At 62.4% G+C, this 16,760-nt stretch carries 19 protein-coding genes; 7 read left to right on the top strand and 12 right to left on the bottom strand.

Going from position 1 to position 16,760, the window contains the following annotated elements; all coding sequences use genetic code 11:
• Positions 1-117: 117 nt before the first annotated feature.
• From ctaC to ctaF, 3 genes are read left to right on the top strand one after another with little or no spacing between them, the layout of a single operon-like run.
• Entirely contained in the window at positions 118-984 is an 867-nt protein-coding gene (ctaC, locus tag ACX80G_RS16270) for an aa3-type cytochrome oxidase subunit II (RefSeq protein ID WP_459308975.1), read from the top strand.
• Positions 984-2,705: an aa3-type cytochrome oxidase subunit I gene (gene ctaD, locus ACX80G_RS16265; RefSeq protein WP_459308974.1), complete on the top strand. Its 1,722-nt coding sequence runs from the start codon at positions 984-986 to the stop codon at positions 2,703-2,705. Before ctaC ends, ctaD begins: the two co-directional genes overlap by 1 nt.
• A 3-nt stretch (positions 2,706-2,708) precedes the next feature.
• Positions 2,709-3,110 (top strand): cytochrome c oxidase subunit 4, encoded by a 402-nt coding sequence (gene ctaF / locus ACX80G_RS16260; protein WP_459308973.1) that lies wholly within the window; start codon positions 2,709-2,711, stop codon positions 3,108-3,110.
• Between the two features lie 84 nt (positions 3,111-3,194).
• Here the strand turns inward: ctaF and ACX80G_RS16255 are convergent, their stop codons facing one another.
• Together ACX80G_RS16255 and ACX80G_RS16250 are read right to left on the bottom strand one after the other, a co-directional pair.
• Positions 3,195-4,964 (bottom strand): ABC1 kinase family protein, encoded by a 1,770-nt coding sequence (locus tag ACX80G_RS16255; protein WP_459309034.1) that lies wholly within the window; start codon positions 4,962-4,964, stop codon positions 3,195-3,197.
• Between the two features lie 8 nt (positions 4,965-4,972).
• Complete coding sequence (locus ACX80G_RS16250) at positions 4,973-5,515, bottom strand: PadR family transcriptional regulator (RefSeq protein ID WP_459308971.1); 543 nt, start codon at positions 5,513-5,515, stop codon at positions 4,973-4,975.
• Positions 5,516-5,766: 251 nt separating this feature from the next.
• On the opposite strand from ACX80G_RS16250, the gene ACX80G_RS16245 reads away from it, so the two are divergent.
• Positions 5,767-6,561, top strand: a complete 795-nt coding sequence (locus ACX80G_RS16245) for a GntR family transcriptional regulator (protein ID WP_459309032.1) — start codon at positions 5,767-5,769, stop codon at positions 6,559-6,561.
• A 90-nt stretch (positions 6,562-6,651) separates the two neighbouring features.
• On the opposite strand, the gene qcrB is transcribed toward ACX80G_RS16245, so the two are convergent.
• The 4 genes from qcrB to ctaE all read right to left on the bottom strand — a co-directional run bounded on the left by qcrB (position 6,652) and on the right by ctaE (position 10,967).
• A complete protein-coding gene (qcrB, locus tag ACX80G_RS16240; RefSeq protein WP_459308970.1) occupies positions 6,652-8,334 on the bottom strand; it encodes a cytochrome bc1 complex cytochrome b subunit in 1,683 nt (560 codons plus the stop codon).
• Position 8,335: 1 nt separating this feature from the next.
• Positions 8,336-9,361, bottom strand: a complete 1,026-nt coding sequence (gene qcrA, locus ACX80G_RS16235) for a cytochrome bc1 complex Rieske iron-sulfur subunit (RefSeq protein ID WP_459308969.1) — start codon at positions 9,359-9,361, stop codon at positions 8,336-8,338.
• Between the two features lie 94 nt (positions 9,362-9,455).
• Positions 9,456-10,241, bottom strand: a complete 786-nt coding sequence (qcrC, locus tag ACX80G_RS16230) for a cytochrome bc1 complex diheme cytochrome c subunit (RefSeq protein WP_459308967.1) — start codon at positions 10,239-10,241, stop codon at positions 9,456-9,458.
• An 87-nt stretch (positions 10,242-10,328) separates the two neighbouring features.
• Positions 10,329-10,967: an aa3-type cytochrome oxidase subunit III gene (gene ctaE / locus ACX80G_RS16225; RefSeq protein ID WP_459308966.1), complete on the bottom strand. Its 639-nt coding sequence runs from the start codon at positions 10,965-10,967 to the stop codon at positions 10,329-10,331.
• Between the two features lie 148 nt (positions 10,968-11,115).
• On the opposite strand from ctaE, the gene trpD reads away from it, so the two are divergent.
• Positions 11,116-12,180, top strand: coding sequence for an anthranilate phosphoribosyltransferase (gene trpD / locus ACX80G_RS16220; RefSeq protein WP_459308965.1), 1,065 nt, complete (start codon positions 11,116-11,118; stop codon positions 12,178-12,180).
• Between the two features lie 18 nt (positions 12,181-12,198).
• Here trpD and ACX80G_RS16215 read toward each other — a convergent pair whose 3' ends face one another.
• Genes ACX80G_RS16215 through ACX80G_RS16200 form a run of 4 tightly spaced genes read right to left on the bottom strand, consistent with a single transcriptional unit; the run spans position 12,199 to position 14,416 of the window.
• Complete coding sequence (locus ACX80G_RS16215) at positions 12,199-12,924, bottom strand: copper homeostasis protein CutC (RefSeq protein WP_459308963.1); 726 nt, start codon at positions 12,922-12,924, stop codon at positions 12,199-12,201.
• 1 nt (position 12,925) lies between these two features.
• Positions 12,926-13,207 (bottom strand): Lrp/AsnC family transcriptional regulator, encoded by a 282-nt coding sequence (locus ACX80G_RS16210; RefSeq protein ID WP_459308962.1) that lies wholly within the window; start codon positions 13,205-13,207, stop codon positions 12,926-12,928.
• A gap of 58 nt (positions 13,208-13,265) precedes the next feature.
• On the bottom strand, positions 13,266-13,706 hold the full coding sequence (locus ACX80G_RS16205) for a DUF3054 domain-containing protein (RefSeq protein WP_459308960.1): 441 nt from the start codon (positions 13,704-13,706) through the stop codon (positions 13,266-13,268).
• On the bottom strand, positions 13,637-14,416 hold the full coding sequence (locus ACX80G_RS16200; RefSeq protein ID WP_459308958.1) for an alpha/beta fold hydrolase: 780 nt from the start codon (positions 14,414-14,416) through the stop codon (positions 13,637-13,639). Before ACX80G_RS16200 ends, ACX80G_RS16205 begins: the two co-directional genes overlap by 70 nt.
• A gap of 103 nt (positions 14,417-14,519) precedes the next feature.
• Here ACX80G_RS16200 and ACX80G_RS16195 point away from each other — a divergent pair, with 103 nt between their 5' ends.
• Both ACX80G_RS16195 and ACX80G_RS16190 read left to right on the top strand, forming a co-directional pair.
• Positions 14,520-14,795, top strand: coding sequence for a DUF2277 domain-containing protein (locus tag ACX80G_RS16195; RefSeq protein ID WP_459308957.1), 276 nt, complete (start codon positions 14,520-14,522; stop codon positions 14,793-14,795).
• An 86-nt stretch (positions 14,796-14,881) separates the two neighbouring features.
• The gene (locus ACX80G_RS16190) at positions 14,882-15,292 is read left to right on the top strand and encodes a VOC family protein (RefSeq protein WP_459309030.1); all 411 of its coding nucleotides are present in this window, start codon (positions 14,882-14,884) and stop codon (positions 15,290-15,292) included.
• 19 nt (positions 15,293-15,311) lie between these two features.
• Here the strand turns inward: ACX80G_RS16190 and ACX80G_RS16185 are convergent, their stop codons facing one another.
• Both ACX80G_RS16185 and ACX80G_RS16180 read right to left on the bottom strand, forming a co-directional pair.
• Entirely contained in the window at positions 15,312-16,016 is a 705-nt protein-coding gene (locus ACX80G_RS16185) for an alpha/beta fold hydrolase (protein WP_459308956.1), read from the bottom strand.
• A gap of 189 nt (positions 16,017-16,205) precedes the next feature.
• Positions 16,206-16,760 (bottom strand): HNH endonuclease signature motif containing protein (locus ACX80G_RS16180; RefSeq protein WP_459308954.1); only part of this gene is annotated, 555 nt, incomplete at its 5' end.

Genomic DNA, 16,760 nt, shown 5'->3' with positions numbered 1-16,760 from the left:
ATGGCGGCTCTTACAGGTAAGCTCTACAGTAAGTAGTAAAACTAAATGTGTGCTTTCTGCGCACACGGGGTAATGCCGCCAGCGGTGGCAGACACGTAAGAATAGGAAGGGCCGTCTGTGAGTTCGCAGGACCGAACCGGCACCGGGCGCGTACGGATCGCCAAGATCTCCAGCCTCACGCTGGTAGGCGCGCTGTTTTTGTCGGGCTGTTCATCTGAAGTCCAAAAGGGTTGGTTGCCCGCTGAGCGGGACAACACCAGCAATACTGGCCGGATCATCGATCTGTGGGTGAATTCCTGGATCGCCGCGCTGATCGTGGGCGTCATTACCTGGGGTCTCATCATCTGGTGCATCGTTGCCTATCGCCGTCGCCGGAATGAGACAGGATTTCCCCGACAGGTCAGCTACAACCTTCCACTGGAGGTGTTCTATCTGACCATCCCACTGTTCATGGTGCTGGTGTTCTTCTACTTCACCGACCGGGACCAGCAGGCCATTGACGCCCGCGTCGACGACCCGGACGTCGTGGTCGACGTTCGAGGAAAGCAGTGGTCGTGGGACTTCAACTATGTGAACGAAGACAAATACTTTAGCGGCGTCCAGGCCAATCTCACCGGCGAGGAAGGCGTTCCAGAGACGCTTCCGACGCTCTACCTGCCGGTCAACCAGACGGTCGAACTCCAGCTCAACGCCCGCGACGTCATCCACTCCTTCTGGGTGCCGGCGTTCTTGCAGAAACGGGACATGATTCCCGGCCGCACCAACTTCATCACGCTCACTCCCACACGTGAAGGCACCTTCGACGGTAAATGTGCTGAACTGTGCGGCGAGTTTCACTCGGAGATGCTGTTCAACGTTGCTGTCGTTTCGCAGGAGGAGTTTGATGCTCACATGGCCACCCTTGAAGACGGCCAGCTCGGGGAAGAATACGATCGCAATCCGGCCCCGGACGACGAACTAGAACCAGCGGGGAGTAACGGCTGATGTCCACTTACGAATATACGGCCGAGGATTCCGGCACCATTGTCGCCCCTCGGGTAGTACCCCGGTCGAAGGGCCGTGTGGTGGTCAGCTGGATCACCTCCACCGACCACAAGACCATCGGGTACATGTACCTGATTGCCTCTTTCGTGTTCTTCTGCTTCGCAGGCGTCATGGCCTTGGTGATTCGTGCGGAACTGTTCGAACCCGGCATGCAGATCCTGCAGACCAAGGAACAGTACAACCAGCTCTTCACCATGCACGGCACGGTGATGCTGCTGATGTTCGCGACGCCGCTCTTCGCAGGTTTCGCCAACGTCATTATGCCCCTCCAGATCGGCGCACCCGACGTCGCCTTCCCTCGGCTTAACGCCCTGGCCTTCTGGTTCTTCCTCTTCGGCAGCACCATCGCTGTGTCAGGGTTCATCACGCCCCAGGGTGCGGCGTCCTTCGGCTGGTTCGCCTACGCCCCGCTATCCAACACCACCTTCTCTCCGGGGCTCGGTGGCGACCTGTGGGTGTTTGGGCTGGCGCTGTCCGGTTTCGGAACGATTCTGGGTGCAGTCAACTTCATCACCACGATCATCTGCATGCGCGCCCCGGGCATGACGATGTGGCGGATGCCGATCTTCACCTGGAACACCCTGGTGACGGCGATCCTCGTCCTGATGGCCTTTCCGCCGCTGGCCGCAGCGCTCTTCGCTCTAGGCGCGGACAGACGGTTTGGGGCCCATATCTTCGACCCGGAGAACGGGGGAGCGATCCTCTGGCAGCACCTGTTCTGGTTCTTCGGTCACCCGGAGGTCTACATCATCGCGTTGCCCTTCTTCGGCATTGTCTCCGAGATTTTCCCGGTCTTCAGCCGCAAACCCATCTTCGGCTACAAAGGTCTGGTCTACGCGACCATCGCCATTGCTGCACTGTCCGTGACAGTCTGGGCGCACCACATGTACGTTACTGGTGCGGTTCTGCTGCCGTTCTTCGCGTTCATGACGATGCTGATTGCGGTGCCGACGGGCGTCAAGTTCTTCAACTGGATAGGCACCATGTGGCGGGGCTCGATCACCTTTGAGACACCCATGCTGTGGAGCCTCGGCTTCCTCGTCACCTTCCTCTTCGGCGGACTCACCGGCATCATCCTCGCGTCGCCACCCCTCGACTTCCAGGTGTCCGACACCTACTTCGTGGTCGCGCACTTCCACTACGTCGTCTTCGGCACCGTTGTCTTCGCGATGTTCGCCGGGTTCTACTTCTGGTGGCCGAAGTTCACGGGCAAGATGCTCAACGAACGGTTGGGGAAGATCCACTTCTGGATGCTCTTTGTCGGCTTCCACGGAACGTTCCTGATCCAACACTGGCTCGGCGTCATCGGCATGCCCCGCCGCTACGCCGACTACCTGCCCGAGGACGGGTTTACGGCGATGAACCAGTTCTCAACAATCGCATCCTTCATCCTCGGCGCATCGCTGATCCCGTTCTTCTGGAACGTGTACATCACCTGGCGCAGCGGCAAGAAGGTCGAGGTCGACGATCCATGGGGCTTCGGGGCGTCACTTGAGTGGGCGACGTCGTGCCCACCACCGCGCCACAACTTCACCTCACTGCCCAGGATCCGTTCAGAGCGTCCCGCCCTGGATCTCCACCACCCCGAACTGCAACAGCAGCACACACCGAGCTCGGCCATCGGCCAGGCCCTCGGTGCGGCCGACCGGAAGGACGCCTAAGACGTGAAGGTAGAAACCGGACTTTTCATGTGGGGAGTACCCTTCTTCATCCTCGTGGGTGTGGTCTATGGCTATCTGACCGGGTGGACCGAATATGTCGGCTTCCTGGGCATACTCCTCGTCGGTGGCCTGGCAGCGATGATCGCGTTCTACCTGGGATTCACCGGTCGCAGAGTTGGAATGCGCCCTGAAGATCGGCTCGACGCAGAAATCCACGAAGGGTCAGGCGAGCAAGGCCACTTCAGCCCCTGGAGCTGGTGGCCACTGGCCCTCGGGATGTCGGCCGCCACCGGCTTCCTTGGTCTGGCAGCAGGCTTCTGGATCCTTTACATCAGCCTTGGCATGGTCGTCATCGCCCTGATCGGCTGGGTCTTCGAGTACAGTCGCGGAGACCACGCCCACTAATCGGTCCGACTGGATCGGGCTTTGACGGCGAGGGGCCCCCACCATGTGGTGGGGGCCCCTTCTCCTTTGGTAGCGTGTTCCCGGTCAGAGCCCGCGTCGACCCGCCCAGAGTCCCTGCAGCAGGGGGACCAGCGAAACGATCATCAGCACGTTCCCCAGCACCGTATCGTCGGCGCGGAGCAGGGCCCCGGCAATCAGCAGTGCGCCAAAGATCAGCGCCGACGACGCCCGTTGCGTTGTGCGATCGAGCCGGGCCAGCCGTTGTTCAAGGCGCGGAGTGGCCACCGACACCGAACCGTCCTCGATCCGGGTGACCAGGCCATCGAGACGTTGCGGCAGGCGCAGCGCCACTCCGGCGGCCTCAAGCGCCTGCGCAGCAACATCCTGCACAATGTTGCCGCGTTCGTCCCGGATGAGTTGGGCGGCATAGGGTTCGACTGAGTCCCATAGGTTGAATTGGGCGTCCAACGAGCTGGCCACCCCCGAGGTCAGGGACATCGCTCGGATGATGAGAAGAAAGTTTTCCGGCAACTGGAACGGCAATGAGCGAACCAGGTCCCCGAACTCGACGGCAAAATCGATGAACTCCCGGGGATCGACCTCGCGGAGTTCGGCGAAGCCCATCCCACCGAAGCGTGCGAAGAGTTGAGTCATCGCCCGCTCAAGCTCGGTGGTATCGGCTGAGGGGACCAGAACACCCACCTCACTGATCGCCGCCACCAATCCCTTACCGTCACGCGACGCGGCAGCGATGAGTAGTTTCCGCAGGCCGTTGCGGGTGCTCGGCGGAACCTCGCCCATCATGCCGAAGTCGATGAAGGTCAGCTTCCACGGGAGGGCTGTCGCCGGACCGTGCCCAGGATGGAGAGCCGAACCCTGTCTTGGACCGAGCCCCGAACCGAGCCCCGAATGGAGAGCCGGAGTGACGAAGATATTGCCGGGGTGCGGATCAGCATGGAAGAAGCCTTTGGTGAACAGCTGATCGAACATGACCGAGGCGAACACCGGCGCAACCTGCGCCGGATCGATTCCGGCATCCAGCAACGCCGTCGTGTCGGTGATCTTGATCGCCGTGACGTCCTGGAGGGTGAGGACACGGCGGGTCGTTCGTTCCCAAACGACCTCGGGGACCGCGACCCGATCGTCGTCGGCAAAATCAGCGGCGAACCGCTCAAGATTCGCTGCCTCATGCAGGTAGTCGATCTCTTCCCGGCTGATGTGCGCGAATTCCTCGACCAGCGCCGGCATGTCAGCGCGGGAGGACACCAGCCGGACGTGGCTGAGCCAACCTCCCACTTTGCGTAGTGCTGCCAGGTCGACGTCAACGATGGTATCGATACCAGGGCGTTGGACCTTGAGCACCACGCTGTCGAGCCCGGTCTCGGCGGAATCGCCGTGTCGAAGCCGTGCCCGGTGCGCCTGACCGAAGGATGCAGCTGCAATGGGTACCTCGTCGACCGAGGCGAACACCTGGTCGAGCGGCGCGCCCAGTTCGGCCTCGGCAAGGGTGCGGATGAAAGGAAACGGGACCGGGGGAACCTCGTCCTGGAGCCCCTCCAGCTCGGCAGTGATTTCCGGCGGCAGCACATCCAGCCGCGATGAAAGGAACTGTCCTACCTTGATCATCAGGCCGCCGAGGTCCACCGCCAGGACGCGGAAGCGCTGAGCGAAGCGCAACATCCGCCGCGTCCTGGTGCGTTCGGCTATTCTGCCCAGCCCGATGCGGGGGAGGAACAGCTCAAACCACCAGGTCACCGCAAGATGCCACGCGGCAAAGCGGAGGATTCGGCGGTAACGGGCCCGGGGGTTCCCGATGCCAGGCACCGGGGCAGACCGGTCCCGGCGACCCCACATCACGCGCGTCAGTCCTGGGCGAGGATTGAGTACAGCCGACGACGGGCATCATTGAGGACCTTGACAGCCTCCCGAACCTGTTCCGGGGAGCCGGTGCGGCCGACCTGGGTGGCGGCCTGTGCCAGCTCGACGCCCGCCTTGGGTAATGCTGCGAAACCGGTAGGGGTCTCCTGGCCGGGTGCTGCCCACGGTGTCGCTGCGCCCACGCCCGCTACTTCCTCATGGCCTGCCTCGGTGAGCGAATAGATCTTTCGTCCGTTGGACTCCTCGGCGCTGATGAATCCCTCGTCGGCCAGGAGCTGCAGGGTGGGGTAGACGGAACCGGCGCTTGGCTTCCAGCCGCCACCGGTGCGTTCCTCGATTTCGTGGATGATCTGGTAGCCATGCATCGGTCGCTCGGCGAGGAGAGCGAGGACAGCCGACCGCACCTCGCCCCGGCCTGCCCGGGTGCCTGCCCGCTTTTCGAACCGTGACCGCAGCTCCTCGACTGCCTGCCACATGCCATCAATGTTGTTGCCGCCGAAGCCGCCGGCCGGGTATGAAGTACGCATGGTGCTCTCCTCAGTCATTTTCAACGATATATAACGATAGTCAACGATACCTCCCGCTGCCCGGACAAATCCACCTTTTACATACCCCCGAGTTCGAGCCAAACCCCGAACCTGAGCCCTTGAATCAGAGGCTCGAGTCGGTGCCCCAAAATCGGTGCCCTCTGATCAGGACCCTTGAATCAGGGCACCCTAGAATGGGGTCACCCCATGTTGTCTGGAGTCCGAGGAGGGACCTGCCGGTGTCAAGTACCTTGTTGCGCTCGTTGGAACGCCAGCTGACCCCCGAATCGTCAACGCCGAAGCATGTGCAGCTACGGGAGATCCTTCGCGACCTGATCGCCGAGCACGCGGAGCCAGGCACTGCCATCCCGTCCGAGCGGGAACTCACGCGACACTTCGGGGTTGCCAGGATGACCGTGCGGCACGCAATTGACGCCCTGGTCGCTGAGGAGATTCTTGAACGGATCGTGGGGCTGGGCACCTTCGTAGCACACACCAAACTCGACCTGCAGATGAAGCTCACCTCCTACAGCGAGGAAATGCATCGCCGGGGTATGGTTCCCGACGCTCGTGTGCTCAGTTTCGAGCAGATCGGGGCCACGCCGCTGATTGCGAGGGAGCTGCAGCTCGAGCAGGGTCAGCCGGTGGTGCGGTTCAGGCGACAGCTGCTGGCCGACGGCGAACCCATGAGCGTCGACGAAAACTTCATCCCGGCCCACCGCGTGCCGGGGATCCTCGACGAACCCGCACCGACGTCGCTATACAACGTCCTGAGCGAACGTTTTGGGCTGCTGATGGAGTGGGGCGAGGACACGATTGAGGCGACAGCGGCATCCGCGTCGATTGCACGTCTCCTCAACGTTGACCTGGGTGCGCCGCTGCTGAAGATCCAGCGGCACGCCTACGTGGCTCGGTCGATGGTTGACTATTCGGTGTCCTATTACCGGGCGGACCGGTACAAGCTCTGGGTCCCGCTCCAGCGTCCAGGGGTGCGCTCTCCGCGGGCCTACTCCGCCAAGCGGCTCAACAGCCGTTTACCGGGTTGAGCAGCCCTGGGACACGCCCAGCGGAAGCTCCGTCTAAACGAAAGGACCCGGCCGAGCTCTCAGCTGGGCCGGGTCCTTTCCATCGAAGACTTACCGCGAAACCGCCGCCTGGTCATGCTGTTCGGCGATCGCTTCGTGGTGTCCATGCGAGTGAGCTGCTTCCAACTCGGCTGGGGTCACCGGAGCGACCCTGTCCTCGAAGAAGAAGCGTGACAACCGGCCACGCGCCTTCTCCGTCCTGGTGACGTGTCCGTTGACGTCGGCCTCGGCGGGCAGGACTCCATGGGACTCGAAGTTGACCAGGTTGTAGCGCTTGTACTCATCGAGTGGTTCGTGCACCTCGATGAACTCCCCGTGGGGGAGGCGCACAATCCGGCCGGTCTCGCGACCGTGCAAGGCGATTTCCCGGTCCTTGCGCTGCAACGCCAGAGCGATGCGCTGCGCCACCATGAAACCGATCACAGGTCCTACGAAGAACAACACCCGCAACCAGTAGGTTACGTCGTTCAGCGAGACGAAGAAGTGGGTGGCAATGAGGTCCGAGCTGGCTGCTGCCCACATGATGCAGTAGAACGCAACACCGGCGACACCGACTGCGGTGCGGAACGGTGCGTTGCGTGGACGATCAAGCAAGTGGTGTTCGCGCTTGTCCTTCGTCAGCCAGGATTCTATCCACGGCCACGCGAACATCAGGGTGAAGACGATCCCGGCGGGAACCAGAGCTGGAATGAGCACGTTCAGTGAGAGCGTGTTCACGCCCCAAGGCATTGCGAGTTCCCATTCGAGCGGGAAGCCGCCAACGACGCCTGGCATCAGGCGCAGCGCGCCATCGACCCAACCGATGTACCAGTCGGGTTGGGTACCGGCCGACACGGGGGAAGGATCGTACGGTCCGTAGTTCCAGATCGGGTTGATCGTGAAGGCGGCAGCGATCGCGGCCACGATGCCGAACACGATGAAGAAGAACCCGCCGGCCTTCGCAGCGTAGACCGGTCCGACAGGGAAACCGACCACATTATCGTTGGTGCGGCCTGGGCCGGGGAACTGGGTGTGCTTGTGGGTCACCACCATGAAGAGGTGGATGGCAATCAGCAACAGGATAATGGCGGGGATCAGGAGGATGTGCAGCACATACAGCCTCGGGATGATCACCGTCCCCGGGAACTCGCCGCCGAACAGGAAGAAGCTGATGTAGGTGCCGACTACTGGGACGGACTTGATCACGCCATCAATGATGCGCAGACCGTTACCGGAGAGCAGATCATCGGGGAGGGAGTATCCGGTGAAGCCAGCGGCCATCGCCAGAATCAGCAGGACGCAACCCACCACCCAGTTGAGCTCACGTGGTCGGCGGAACGCGCCGGTGAAGAAGACGCGGAGCATGTGGACTGAGACGGCTGCTACGAAGAGCAATGCCGACCAGTGGTGGACCTGGCGCATGAAAAGCCCGCCACGGATATCGAACGAGATATTCAGCGAGGTGGCATATGCTTCGGACATTTCCACTCCGCGTAGCGGGATGTAGCTGCCCTCGTAGTGGGTCTCCGCCATCGATGGATCGAAGAAAAAGGTCAGGAAGGTCCCGGAAAGGAGCAGGATGACGAATGAGTAGAGCGCCACCTCCCCGAACATGAAGGTCCAGTGATCCGGGAAGATCTTCCGGCCAAATTCCTTGACGATACCCGAGCCGCCGACCCTGGAGTCGACGTAGTCGGTAATTTTCCCGACGCTGGTTTTCGGTTGATAGGTGCTTTGCGTTGTCGTGCTGCTCATGTCAGCCACGCTCCCAGAAACTCGGTCCTACAGGCTCTTGAAAATCGCTGGTAGCGATGAGGTAGCCCTCGTCATCAACGGCGATGGGCAACTGCGGTAGCGGTCGTGCGGCAGGACCGAAGATGACCTTGCATTCCTGCGTCAGGTCGAACGTCGACTGGTGGCACGGGCACAGCAGGTGGTGGGTCTGCTGTTCGTAAAGAGCAACAGGGCAACCCACATGCGTGCAAATTTTGGAGTAGGCAACGATACCCTCGTAACCCCAATCTTCGCGTTCCGGGGAAGGATTAAGGGACTCAGGGTTCAGGCGCATCAGCAGAACAACTGCCTTGGCCTTCTCCTCCAGGTAGTGCTCGGAGTCCGAGAGTCCCTCGGGGATGACATGGAACGCGGACCCGACGGTCACGTCCGAAGCCTTAATCGGGGTACCGCTTGGGTCCCGTGCAAGCCGCATCCCCGATTCCCAGAACGTGTGGCGCAACGAATCTCCGGGCAGTGGGCCGAGGTCGCGGAAGATAAAGACTGCTGGGAGAGGCGCCAGAATCATCGCTCCCAGCAGGGTGTTGCGAATCAGGGGACGGCGCTTGATGCCGGTTTCCTCAACGATGTCGTTGATGATCTTCTCGGCGTCGGCCCGGTCCGCTTCGGTGCGGATCTCGTGGCGATCCTCCGACACTTCGTGATCGGGCATCAAGGTCTTCGCCCAGTGCACAATGCCCACGCCGATTCCCAGCATGGCAAACGCCGTACCAAGACCAAGAGTGAGGTTCTGCAGGCGAAGCGTCGCAATCGTTTCGTCGAGAGGGATGAAGAAGTAGCCGACGAAGAACAGCACGGTGCCAATGATCGACACCAGGAAGAGAATTGCAACCTGCCGTTCGGCGCGCTTCTCGGCGCGCGGATCCCTGTCAGCGAGGCGGGGACGGTGCGGCGGCAGCCCAGGGTTCTGGAATTTCTGCACATCGCCCTGACCGGGCCTAGCTACGACGCCAGTACTCGCTGGACTGCCGTGACTATGATCGGCCATGATCCCTCGCATCCTTCTGATGACAATCTACTTGTGGTCTGTTGATCGGTGTGGTGTCGCTACCGTGCGGCAGCGTGCGGCGCGTCATGGTGTGCTAGGACGATCGGGCCGTGAGCCAGACAGTGAAGGCGATGATAACGCCAAGACCGGCTACCCAGATGAAGAGGCCTTCGGAGACCGGGCCAAGTGCACCCAGGTCGGCACCGCCTGGCGAACCCTGCTCGTCGATGGTCTCAAGGAACGCGATAACGTCACGTTTGTCCTCAGGGGTGATGTTCGCATCGTTGAAGACCGGCATGTTTTGCGGACCGGTGACCATCGCCTCGTAGGTGTGCTTCGCCGTCGAGCCTGAAAGGGCTGGGGCGAACTTGCCGCGGGTGAGGGCACCGCCAGCGGCGGCAGCGTTGTGGCACATGGCGCAGTTCACTCGGAAGACCACGCCACCGTTGGCGGGATCCGCTTCGCTCGTATCCAGGGCTTCTTCGCCGGGAATAGCAGGACCCGCGCCAAGCGACGCTACGTAGGCGGCCATCTGCATGGTTTGCTCGTCGTTGAACTGAGGCGGCTTCACCTGAGCCTGCGGACCCTGCATCTGCATTGGCATGCGGCCGGTGCCGACCTGGAAGTCGACGGACGCTGCGCCCACCCCAACCAGCGACGGGCCATTGTCGGAGCCTACGGCGCCCACTCCGTGACAGGTGGCGCAGTTGGCGACGAATAACTTCTCGCCCTCGGCCACCTCGTCGGCGGAGAAGTTCTGAGCCTTGGCTTCGTTGGTGCTGCTCGCCAGGGCATAGACGCCGCCCGTGAAGAGTAATCCGATGAGCAGCAATGCTAGTGCTGCCAGAGGATGACGTCGCCTTTGCGAAAGTGCCTTCACTTGCTGGTTCCTGCCTTCTGTCGTGCAATCACTGCCAGTACCACTTGATGGAATTCTACACCTAGTAGAAGAAGCTTCAACTAAGGGTTACTTCAGGAAGTAGATGATGATGAACAAGGCGATCCAGACGACGTCAACGAAGTGCCAGTAGTACGACACGACGATCGCCGAAGTTGCCTCGAAGTGGCCGAATCGTTTGGCTGCGAAACCGCGTCCGATGATGAACAGGAAGGCGATGAGCCCGCCGAGTACGTGGAGCCCGTGGAAGCCAGTCGTGATGTAGAACGAGGATCCATAGGCGTTGGAGGAAAGCGACACGCCCTCGGAGACCAGCACCGCGTACTCGTAGCCCTGCACCGCCACGAAGATGGAGCCCATCAGGAAGGTCAGCAGGAACCACTCGATCATGCCCCACTTAAGGGGGGAGAAGACGCTGCCGTTACGACGTGGCTGTAACCGCTCGGCGGCGAAGACACCGAATTGGCACGTCACCGAGCTCAAAACGAGGATGATCGTGTTGATCAGGGCGAACGGCACGTTCAGCTTTTCCGTCTCCAGGGCCCACATCTCACTCGAGGTGGAGCGCAGGGTGAAGTACATGGCGAATAGTCCGGCGAAAAACATCAGTTCACTGGAAAGCCAGACAACGGTTCCTACGGAGACCATGTTGGGGCGGTTCAGCGTGGGATGCGCCGTGGTACTGGGGGCTTGGGTCGCAGATGTCACAGAGCCATTATGTCTCTAAAAAGGACCAGTTCACCAATGCTGAGGATGCTCCGGCGCGTCCTCGTCGGCGTGTGGGGCGCACCAGCCCAGTAACGGCGCGGAAGATGCCAACAGATGACTTTCTACAATTCGTAGATAACCTTGAGGTGTGACGACGATTTCCAGCCCCGCCAGCGGATCACCGACCTGGCCCGCACTGATTTCCGCCCTGATCCAGGGGGACGATCTGTCCTCCGGTCAGACCCATTGGGCGATGGACCAGATCATGGAGGGCGAAGCCTCCCACGCCCAGATTGCCGGGTTTCTGATCGGCTTGCGGAGCAAGGGGGAGACGGTCGGTGAACTGGTCGGCCTGGTCGACGCGATGCTGGCCCGGGCGCACCGCTTCACGGTCACCGGGCCCACCCTGGACATCGTGGGCACGGGCGGGGACGGGCTGAATACGCTGAACATATCCACCATGTCGTCGCTCGTGGCGGTGGGCGCCGGGGCGAAGGTGGTCAAGCACGGCAACCGCAGCGCGTCATCCTCCGCCGGGGCCGCCGATGTGATCGAGGCACTGGGGGTCCGGCTCGACCTGTCGATTGACGACGTCGCCCGCTCCGCCGAGGAGGCGGGAATCACGTTCTGTTTCGCTCAGGTCTTTCACCCCTCCATGCGCCATGTGGCGGTCCCGCGGCGTGAGCTCGGGGTTCCCACTACCTTCAACTTCCTGGGACCACTGAGCAACCCGGCGGGGGTCGATGCGCAGGCGATGGGGTGCGCGAGCAAGCGGATGGCGCCTCTGATGGCAGGAGTGTTGGCGGCGCGGGGCATCCGCGCGCTGGTATTCCGTGGCAGCGACGGGCGCGACAAGCTCACCACCAGCGGTTCGTCGACCATCTGGGAGGTCCGCGATGGAGCTGTCACCGAGCAGACAGTCCACCCGGACGACTTCGGCTTGCCGGTGGCTCCGGTCGACGCACTGCGCGGGGCTGACGGAGCAAGCAATGCCCGGGTGGTGCGCGCTCTGTTAGCGGGGGAGAGGGGGGCGGTACGGGACGCCGTCGTGCTCAATGCTGCGGCCGGGCTGGTGGCCTACAACGCCGATCACGAGGCTCCATTGGTCGACAGGATCCGGGCGGGCATGCTGCGCGCCGAGCACTCGATTGACTCCGGAGCAGCCCAAGCGACGCTGGAGAAGTGGGTGCAGGTGACTGGCGGTCCGGTCTAGCCCAGGTCTAGCCCAGGTCTAGCCCAGCTGGTTCGCCTGCTGAATCACTGCCGTGACCAGCAGGGGGTCGGTCACCTGGTAGCTGGAGCCTTCGGTATCGGCGGCGCCGAGGGGCACCCCCGCGTCGGGCGGGTGGTGGGTCGCCTTCGCCGAGAGGTGGACCTCGGTGATGCCAGCGGCCGCGAGCTGCGGCAGATCGTCGGGAATCACACCGCCACCGGCAAGAATGGTCAGACCGCTGCCCGCCGCCGCCATAGCTCGCAGTGTTGCGATGCCCTGCCCCGCGGTGGGCGCGCCACCCGAGGTCAGAACCCTGGTAAACCCGGCGGCTGCGATGGAATCCAGCGCGTCGAGGGCAGAGTGACTGTGGTCGATTGCCCGGTGAAAAGTGTAATCAAGCTCCGGCGCCACCTGGCGTAGGGCGCGAAGGGCACTGGTGTCGACCCCGCTAGCCCCGGTCAGAACCCCGACAACGACGCCCGTCGCGCCTTCAGCAGCGGCAGCCGATATGTCTTCGGCCATCAGGTCAAGCTCCCAGGGGGAATACCTGAATCCGCCGGGCCGGGGACGGATCAGCACCTGGAGGGGCAGTGCCGGAACCGTTGACCGGACCTGTCGGATCAGACCGATCGAGGGAGTCAGCCCGCCCAGCGGAAGACCAACGCACAGCTCAACGCGCACCGCACCGGCGTCGTGGGCGATCGCGGCACCGACGGCGTCCTGAACGGCAACTTCGACCCGCATCCTAGCCTTCGAAGCCCAGCGAGAAGGCGGTATCCAGATCATGTTTTGAATACGAGCGGAACGCGATCTGGGTGGTGGTGGACTCCACACCATCGATCTTGGAGAGCCGATCGGCAATCACGTCGGCGAGATCCTCATGGCGGCCGACCCTGGCAATGGCGATAAGGTCCCATTCCCCGGTCACCGAGTACACCTCGCTGATGCCCTCAATGTCAGAAATCTCCTGGGCGCACTCCGGAATCCGTGAGGCATCGGTCTGGATCAGAACAAAGGCGGTAATCATGGCGTATCTCCCTGGTAACGGTGGCGGTACTGGCTGGTCGGTATGCTCACCTGCCAACCTATCCCGAAGTGGTGCGGCGTCGCATGATCAGCGCCGTGACGGCACGGGGTAGGAGCAGCAGGACACCCAGCACAACGACTGCGACGAGCTGGAAGCTGATCGCCATTCCTCCACCGAGGAGAGCGCGCAGGCCAAGACCGCCGAGGGCAGTGCCGAGCCAGATCAGCACGCCGGTGGGCCTCAGTGCAGCGGGCGACCGCCACGCCCTGGTCATGCCCCACGTGAGCAAACAGGCAGCAAGGAACGGGCCGGCGGTGCTGAGGATGCCGAAGATTGCCAGACCTGACTCGTGGGTGGACCGTCCGGTCGCAGCAAAAACGATGATCAGCGCCAGATCGATCGCCAGCCAGGCGGCAACCGGTTGGCGGTTCAGGACGTGCTCTCCACGATCAGGCGTGCGGTCTGCCCGGGCTGGTCCCAGTGCGGGAAGTGGCCGCACTCGTCGAACCAGTGTAGTTTCGCGTCCGGGAAACGCTTCTGTGCGGTGGCCGCCTGGCTGGGGAGGGTGACCCGGTCCTGTCGACCCCATCCGATCACCACGGTGCCAGCGAGGCCCCCCGCCGGTACACCCTGCTGGACCGGACCCTCGATTAACGCGCGGCGGGCCTCGTCAAGGCTGGGGGAGTTCGAAAAACCCTCCAGTTCGGTCAGGACCAGGCTCGGATCTAGCTGCCAGGGTTTCGCGGAGAACTGGGCGAGCAGTGCGGTGCGGCCAGCGGCTGAGCGGGTCAGGAAGGGGAGCGCCGGGCGGATCGCACGAACCAGAGCGATGGAAGCGGTGATGCTGGCGCCGAAGACCCGTCGCTGGCCGCCGTTCCAGAACCCGCCCGGATCCAGTGCGACAGTGGCGCCGGTGTGACCGCGCCGCGCCAGTTCGAGGACTATTCGCGCGCCCATCGAACTCCCCACTAGATCTATCCCGTTTAGCCCCTCGGTGAGGATGAAGCGCTCGACGGCGTCGGTCAGGGTTCCCACCGTCACCGTCCCGATCAGGGGACGGGTCTTACCGAAACCGGGGAGGTCGACGGCGATCACGTCACGCTCGGCGGTCAGCGACGACATGATCGGGTCCCAGGTGCGAAGGCTCGATCCGAGGCCGTGCACCAGGAGGAGGGGTTTGCCGCTGCCGTGTCGTTCGAAATGCATCATGATCCTTTGCTCGGGAATGCTTCAACTCTAAACATGGAATGACCGTAGAGCTGAACCGAGGTGGCTATTCCCCCGACGATGAACTAGGCCTACGCTATGGAACATGTGCAGAAACATCCGTACTCTGTCCAATTTTGAACCGTCCGCATCGGACGACGAAATCCACGCAGCGGCCCTGCAGTTTGTGCGCAAGGTCAGCGGCTCGACTCATCCGTCGAAGGTGAACCAGGAGGTGTTCGACGCGGCTGTTGAACGCATCGCCCACGTGACAGCGCACCTCCTTGAGGACCTGGTCACCGCGGCGCCCCCGAAGGATCGCGAGGTTGAAGCCGAGAAACTCAAGGCACGCTCAGCCAAGCGGTTCGCCACGACCGGTTGACCCGGGATCGGGTCAGACTCGCCGGCCTGGCAGGCTCCCTCGGGGTCTGTCAGCAATAGTGTCCGTCAGGACCGAAGGAGATTATGATGACCACCCGACTGAACCCCTACCTGAATTTCAAAGGCAATGCACGGGAGGCAATGACTTTCTATCAGTCGGTCTTCGCCGGTGAACTGACCATGAGTACCTTCGACGACTACCAGGCCGCCCAGGACCCGTCAGATGCGGAAAAGATTATGCACGGGCAACTCGAGACTGGGGCCGGTCTGGTGCTGATGGGCGCCGACGTCCCAAGCGGCATGACGTACACGGAGGGTAGTAACTTTTCGGTGTCGCTGAGCGGTGAAAACGAGGAGGAGCTCCGCGGTTACTGGGACAAACTTTCGGGTAGCGGCTCTGTTACGGTTCCGATGGAGCGGGCGCCGTGGGGTGATAGCTTCGGCATGTGCACCGACCAGTATGGAGTCGGCTGGCTGGTCAATATCAGCGGCTCCTGACCCGACCCGGTCGACGCAGCTACTGCTGGCGGGCGACGGCCGCTGAGATCGCTGCGCCCAGATCGGCAGGACGGGTGAACTGTGGCCAATGTCCCGTGGGCAGATCGACGTACTCGACATCGGTGATGTGGGAGAGTTCAGCGACGTTGGGGTCCCCGGTCGCGATCCAGTGCTTGAGCTGCTTGGAGCTGAATTCGCAGCAGATCACTGTCGTGGGCACCTCGAAGCGGCGTTCATCGTGAAGCCGTTGCTGGTCGGTCGCCACCCCTTTGGGCTGCGGGATGGCACGCCGGATAAATGCGTCCTTCAAGTTGGGGGTGAGATCGACGAGGTCCTCGTCCTCGAAGAGATCCCAGTGGGGGAGCGGTATCTCATCGCCGGCGGAGGGCAACTGGTCGTTGATCACGCCTCCCTCGCCGAGCGGGCCGCTGTCCACGTAGACACCGCGGAGCACGACGTCGGGTCGTTGGTCGATAGCGCCGTAAATGATCGCCCCGCCAGCTGAGTGTCCCACCAGGATCACCGGTCCGCCGACGGAGTCGATTGCTGTCACCACCGCGTCAATGTGTTGCCGCAGCCCAATTCCGGATCGTGGCGCATCCTTCGCCTCCAGACCCGGGAGAGTGAGCGGGTGGACGTGGTGTCCAGCTGCGATGAGTCGGGGAGTCACCTGATCCCATGACGACGCGTCCAGCCAGAATCCGGGAACCAAGATGATGTCCATGTCGGGATTCTACGCCGCGGTGGGAGTTCGAGGCAGCCATTGGCGGCAGCAGATTCCCCTTTGAGCGGTCGTTCCGTCATGATTCGCCTGTGGTGATTTTGAAACGGCTGGTGGCGACCCGGATTACGGCGAACGATCAACAGATACCCAGTTCGACACCGGCGAAGTGAGCTCAAGAAATGTCGGGCGTCAGCGCATTGGGGTTTGATCTTGGGAATGGTGGTGGTCGCGGTGGTAGTGGTTTTGGCGGGGTTTTCGGGCCGGGTCGATGTATGGGGGTGGGATGAACCACGGGACCCGGTCTTTGACCTCGATCGCCCATTCGTTCTGGTGCAGCAAATGATGGTGCCGGGTGCAAAGGAGGACCCCGTTATCGGTGGTGGTTGGGCCGCCTCTGCTGAAGGGAAGAATGTGGTGGGCATCGGTCCACGGTGAGGGGATCATGCAATCCGGGAAAGCACACCCACCATCGCGGGCCGTCAACGCTTTGCGCAGGGTGGGAGGAAACAGTCGGCGAGGCCGTCCGACATCGAGGATCTGGCCTCGGCTTCCCAATACCACCGGAAGAATATCCGCGTCACAAGCGATCCGGCGAATCGATCGGGCACTAAGTAACCCACCAAACGCGGCCGTGCCGGCCCGACCCACATCGGCGACCAACTCCTTGTAATCGATCGTGACCAACACCTGGGGCCTCAAACCGCCGGCAGCCGGCAGCTCATTGGTGGACAAAGCGATCCGGCA

This window comes from Arthrobacter glycogeni, from assembly GCF_054510815.1.
This window is presented reverse-complemented; position numbering and strand designations above follow the sequence as displayed.

Excerpts from the sequence above, each read along its gene's own strand:
- qcrB (WP_459308970.1), bottom strand. The coding sequence starts at position 8,334 with ATGAGCAGCACGACAACGCAAAGCACCTATCAACCGAAAACCAGCGTC.
- ACX80G_RS16255 (WP_459309034.1), bottom strand. The coding sequence starts at position 4,964 with ATGTGGGGTCGCCGGGACCGGTCTGCCCCGGTGCCTGGCATCGGGAAC.
- ACX80G_RS16185 (WP_459308956.1), bottom strand. The coding sequence starts at position 16,016 with ATGGACATCATCTTGGTTCCCGGATTCTGGCTGGACGCGTCGTCATGG.
- ACX80G_RS16210 (WP_459308962.1), bottom strand. The coding sequence starts at position 13,207 with ATGATTACCGCCTTTGTTCTGATCCAGACCGATGCCTCACGGATTCCG.
- ACX80G_RS16200 (WP_459308958.1), bottom strand. The coding sequence starts at position 14,416 with ATGATGCATTTCGAACGACACGGCAGCGGCAAACCCCTCCTCCTGGTG.
- ctaD (WP_459308974.1), top strand. The coding sequence starts at position 984 with ATGTCCACTTACGAATATACGGCCGAGGATTCCGGCACCATTGTCGCC.
- ACX80G_RS16195 (WP_459308957.1), top strand. The coding sequence starts at position 14,520 with ATGTGCAGAAACATCCGTACTCTGTCCAATTTTGAACCGTCCGCATCG.
- qcrA (WP_459308969.1), bottom strand. The coding sequence starts at position 9,361 with ATGGCCGATCATAGTCACGGCAGTCCAGCGAGTACTGGCGTCGTAGCT.
- ACX80G_RS16190 (WP_459309030.1), top strand. The coding sequence starts at position 14,882 with ATGACCACCCGACTGAACCCCTACCTGAATTTCAAAGGCAATGCACGG.
- ACX80G_RS16215 (WP_459308963.1), bottom strand. The coding sequence starts at position 12,924 with ATGCGGGTCGAAGTTGCCGTTCAGGACGCCGTCGGTGCCGCGATCGCC.
- ACX80G_RS16250 (WP_459308971.1), bottom strand. The coding sequence starts at position 5,515 with ATGCGTACTTCATACCCGGCCGGCGGCTTCGGCGGCAACAACATTGAT.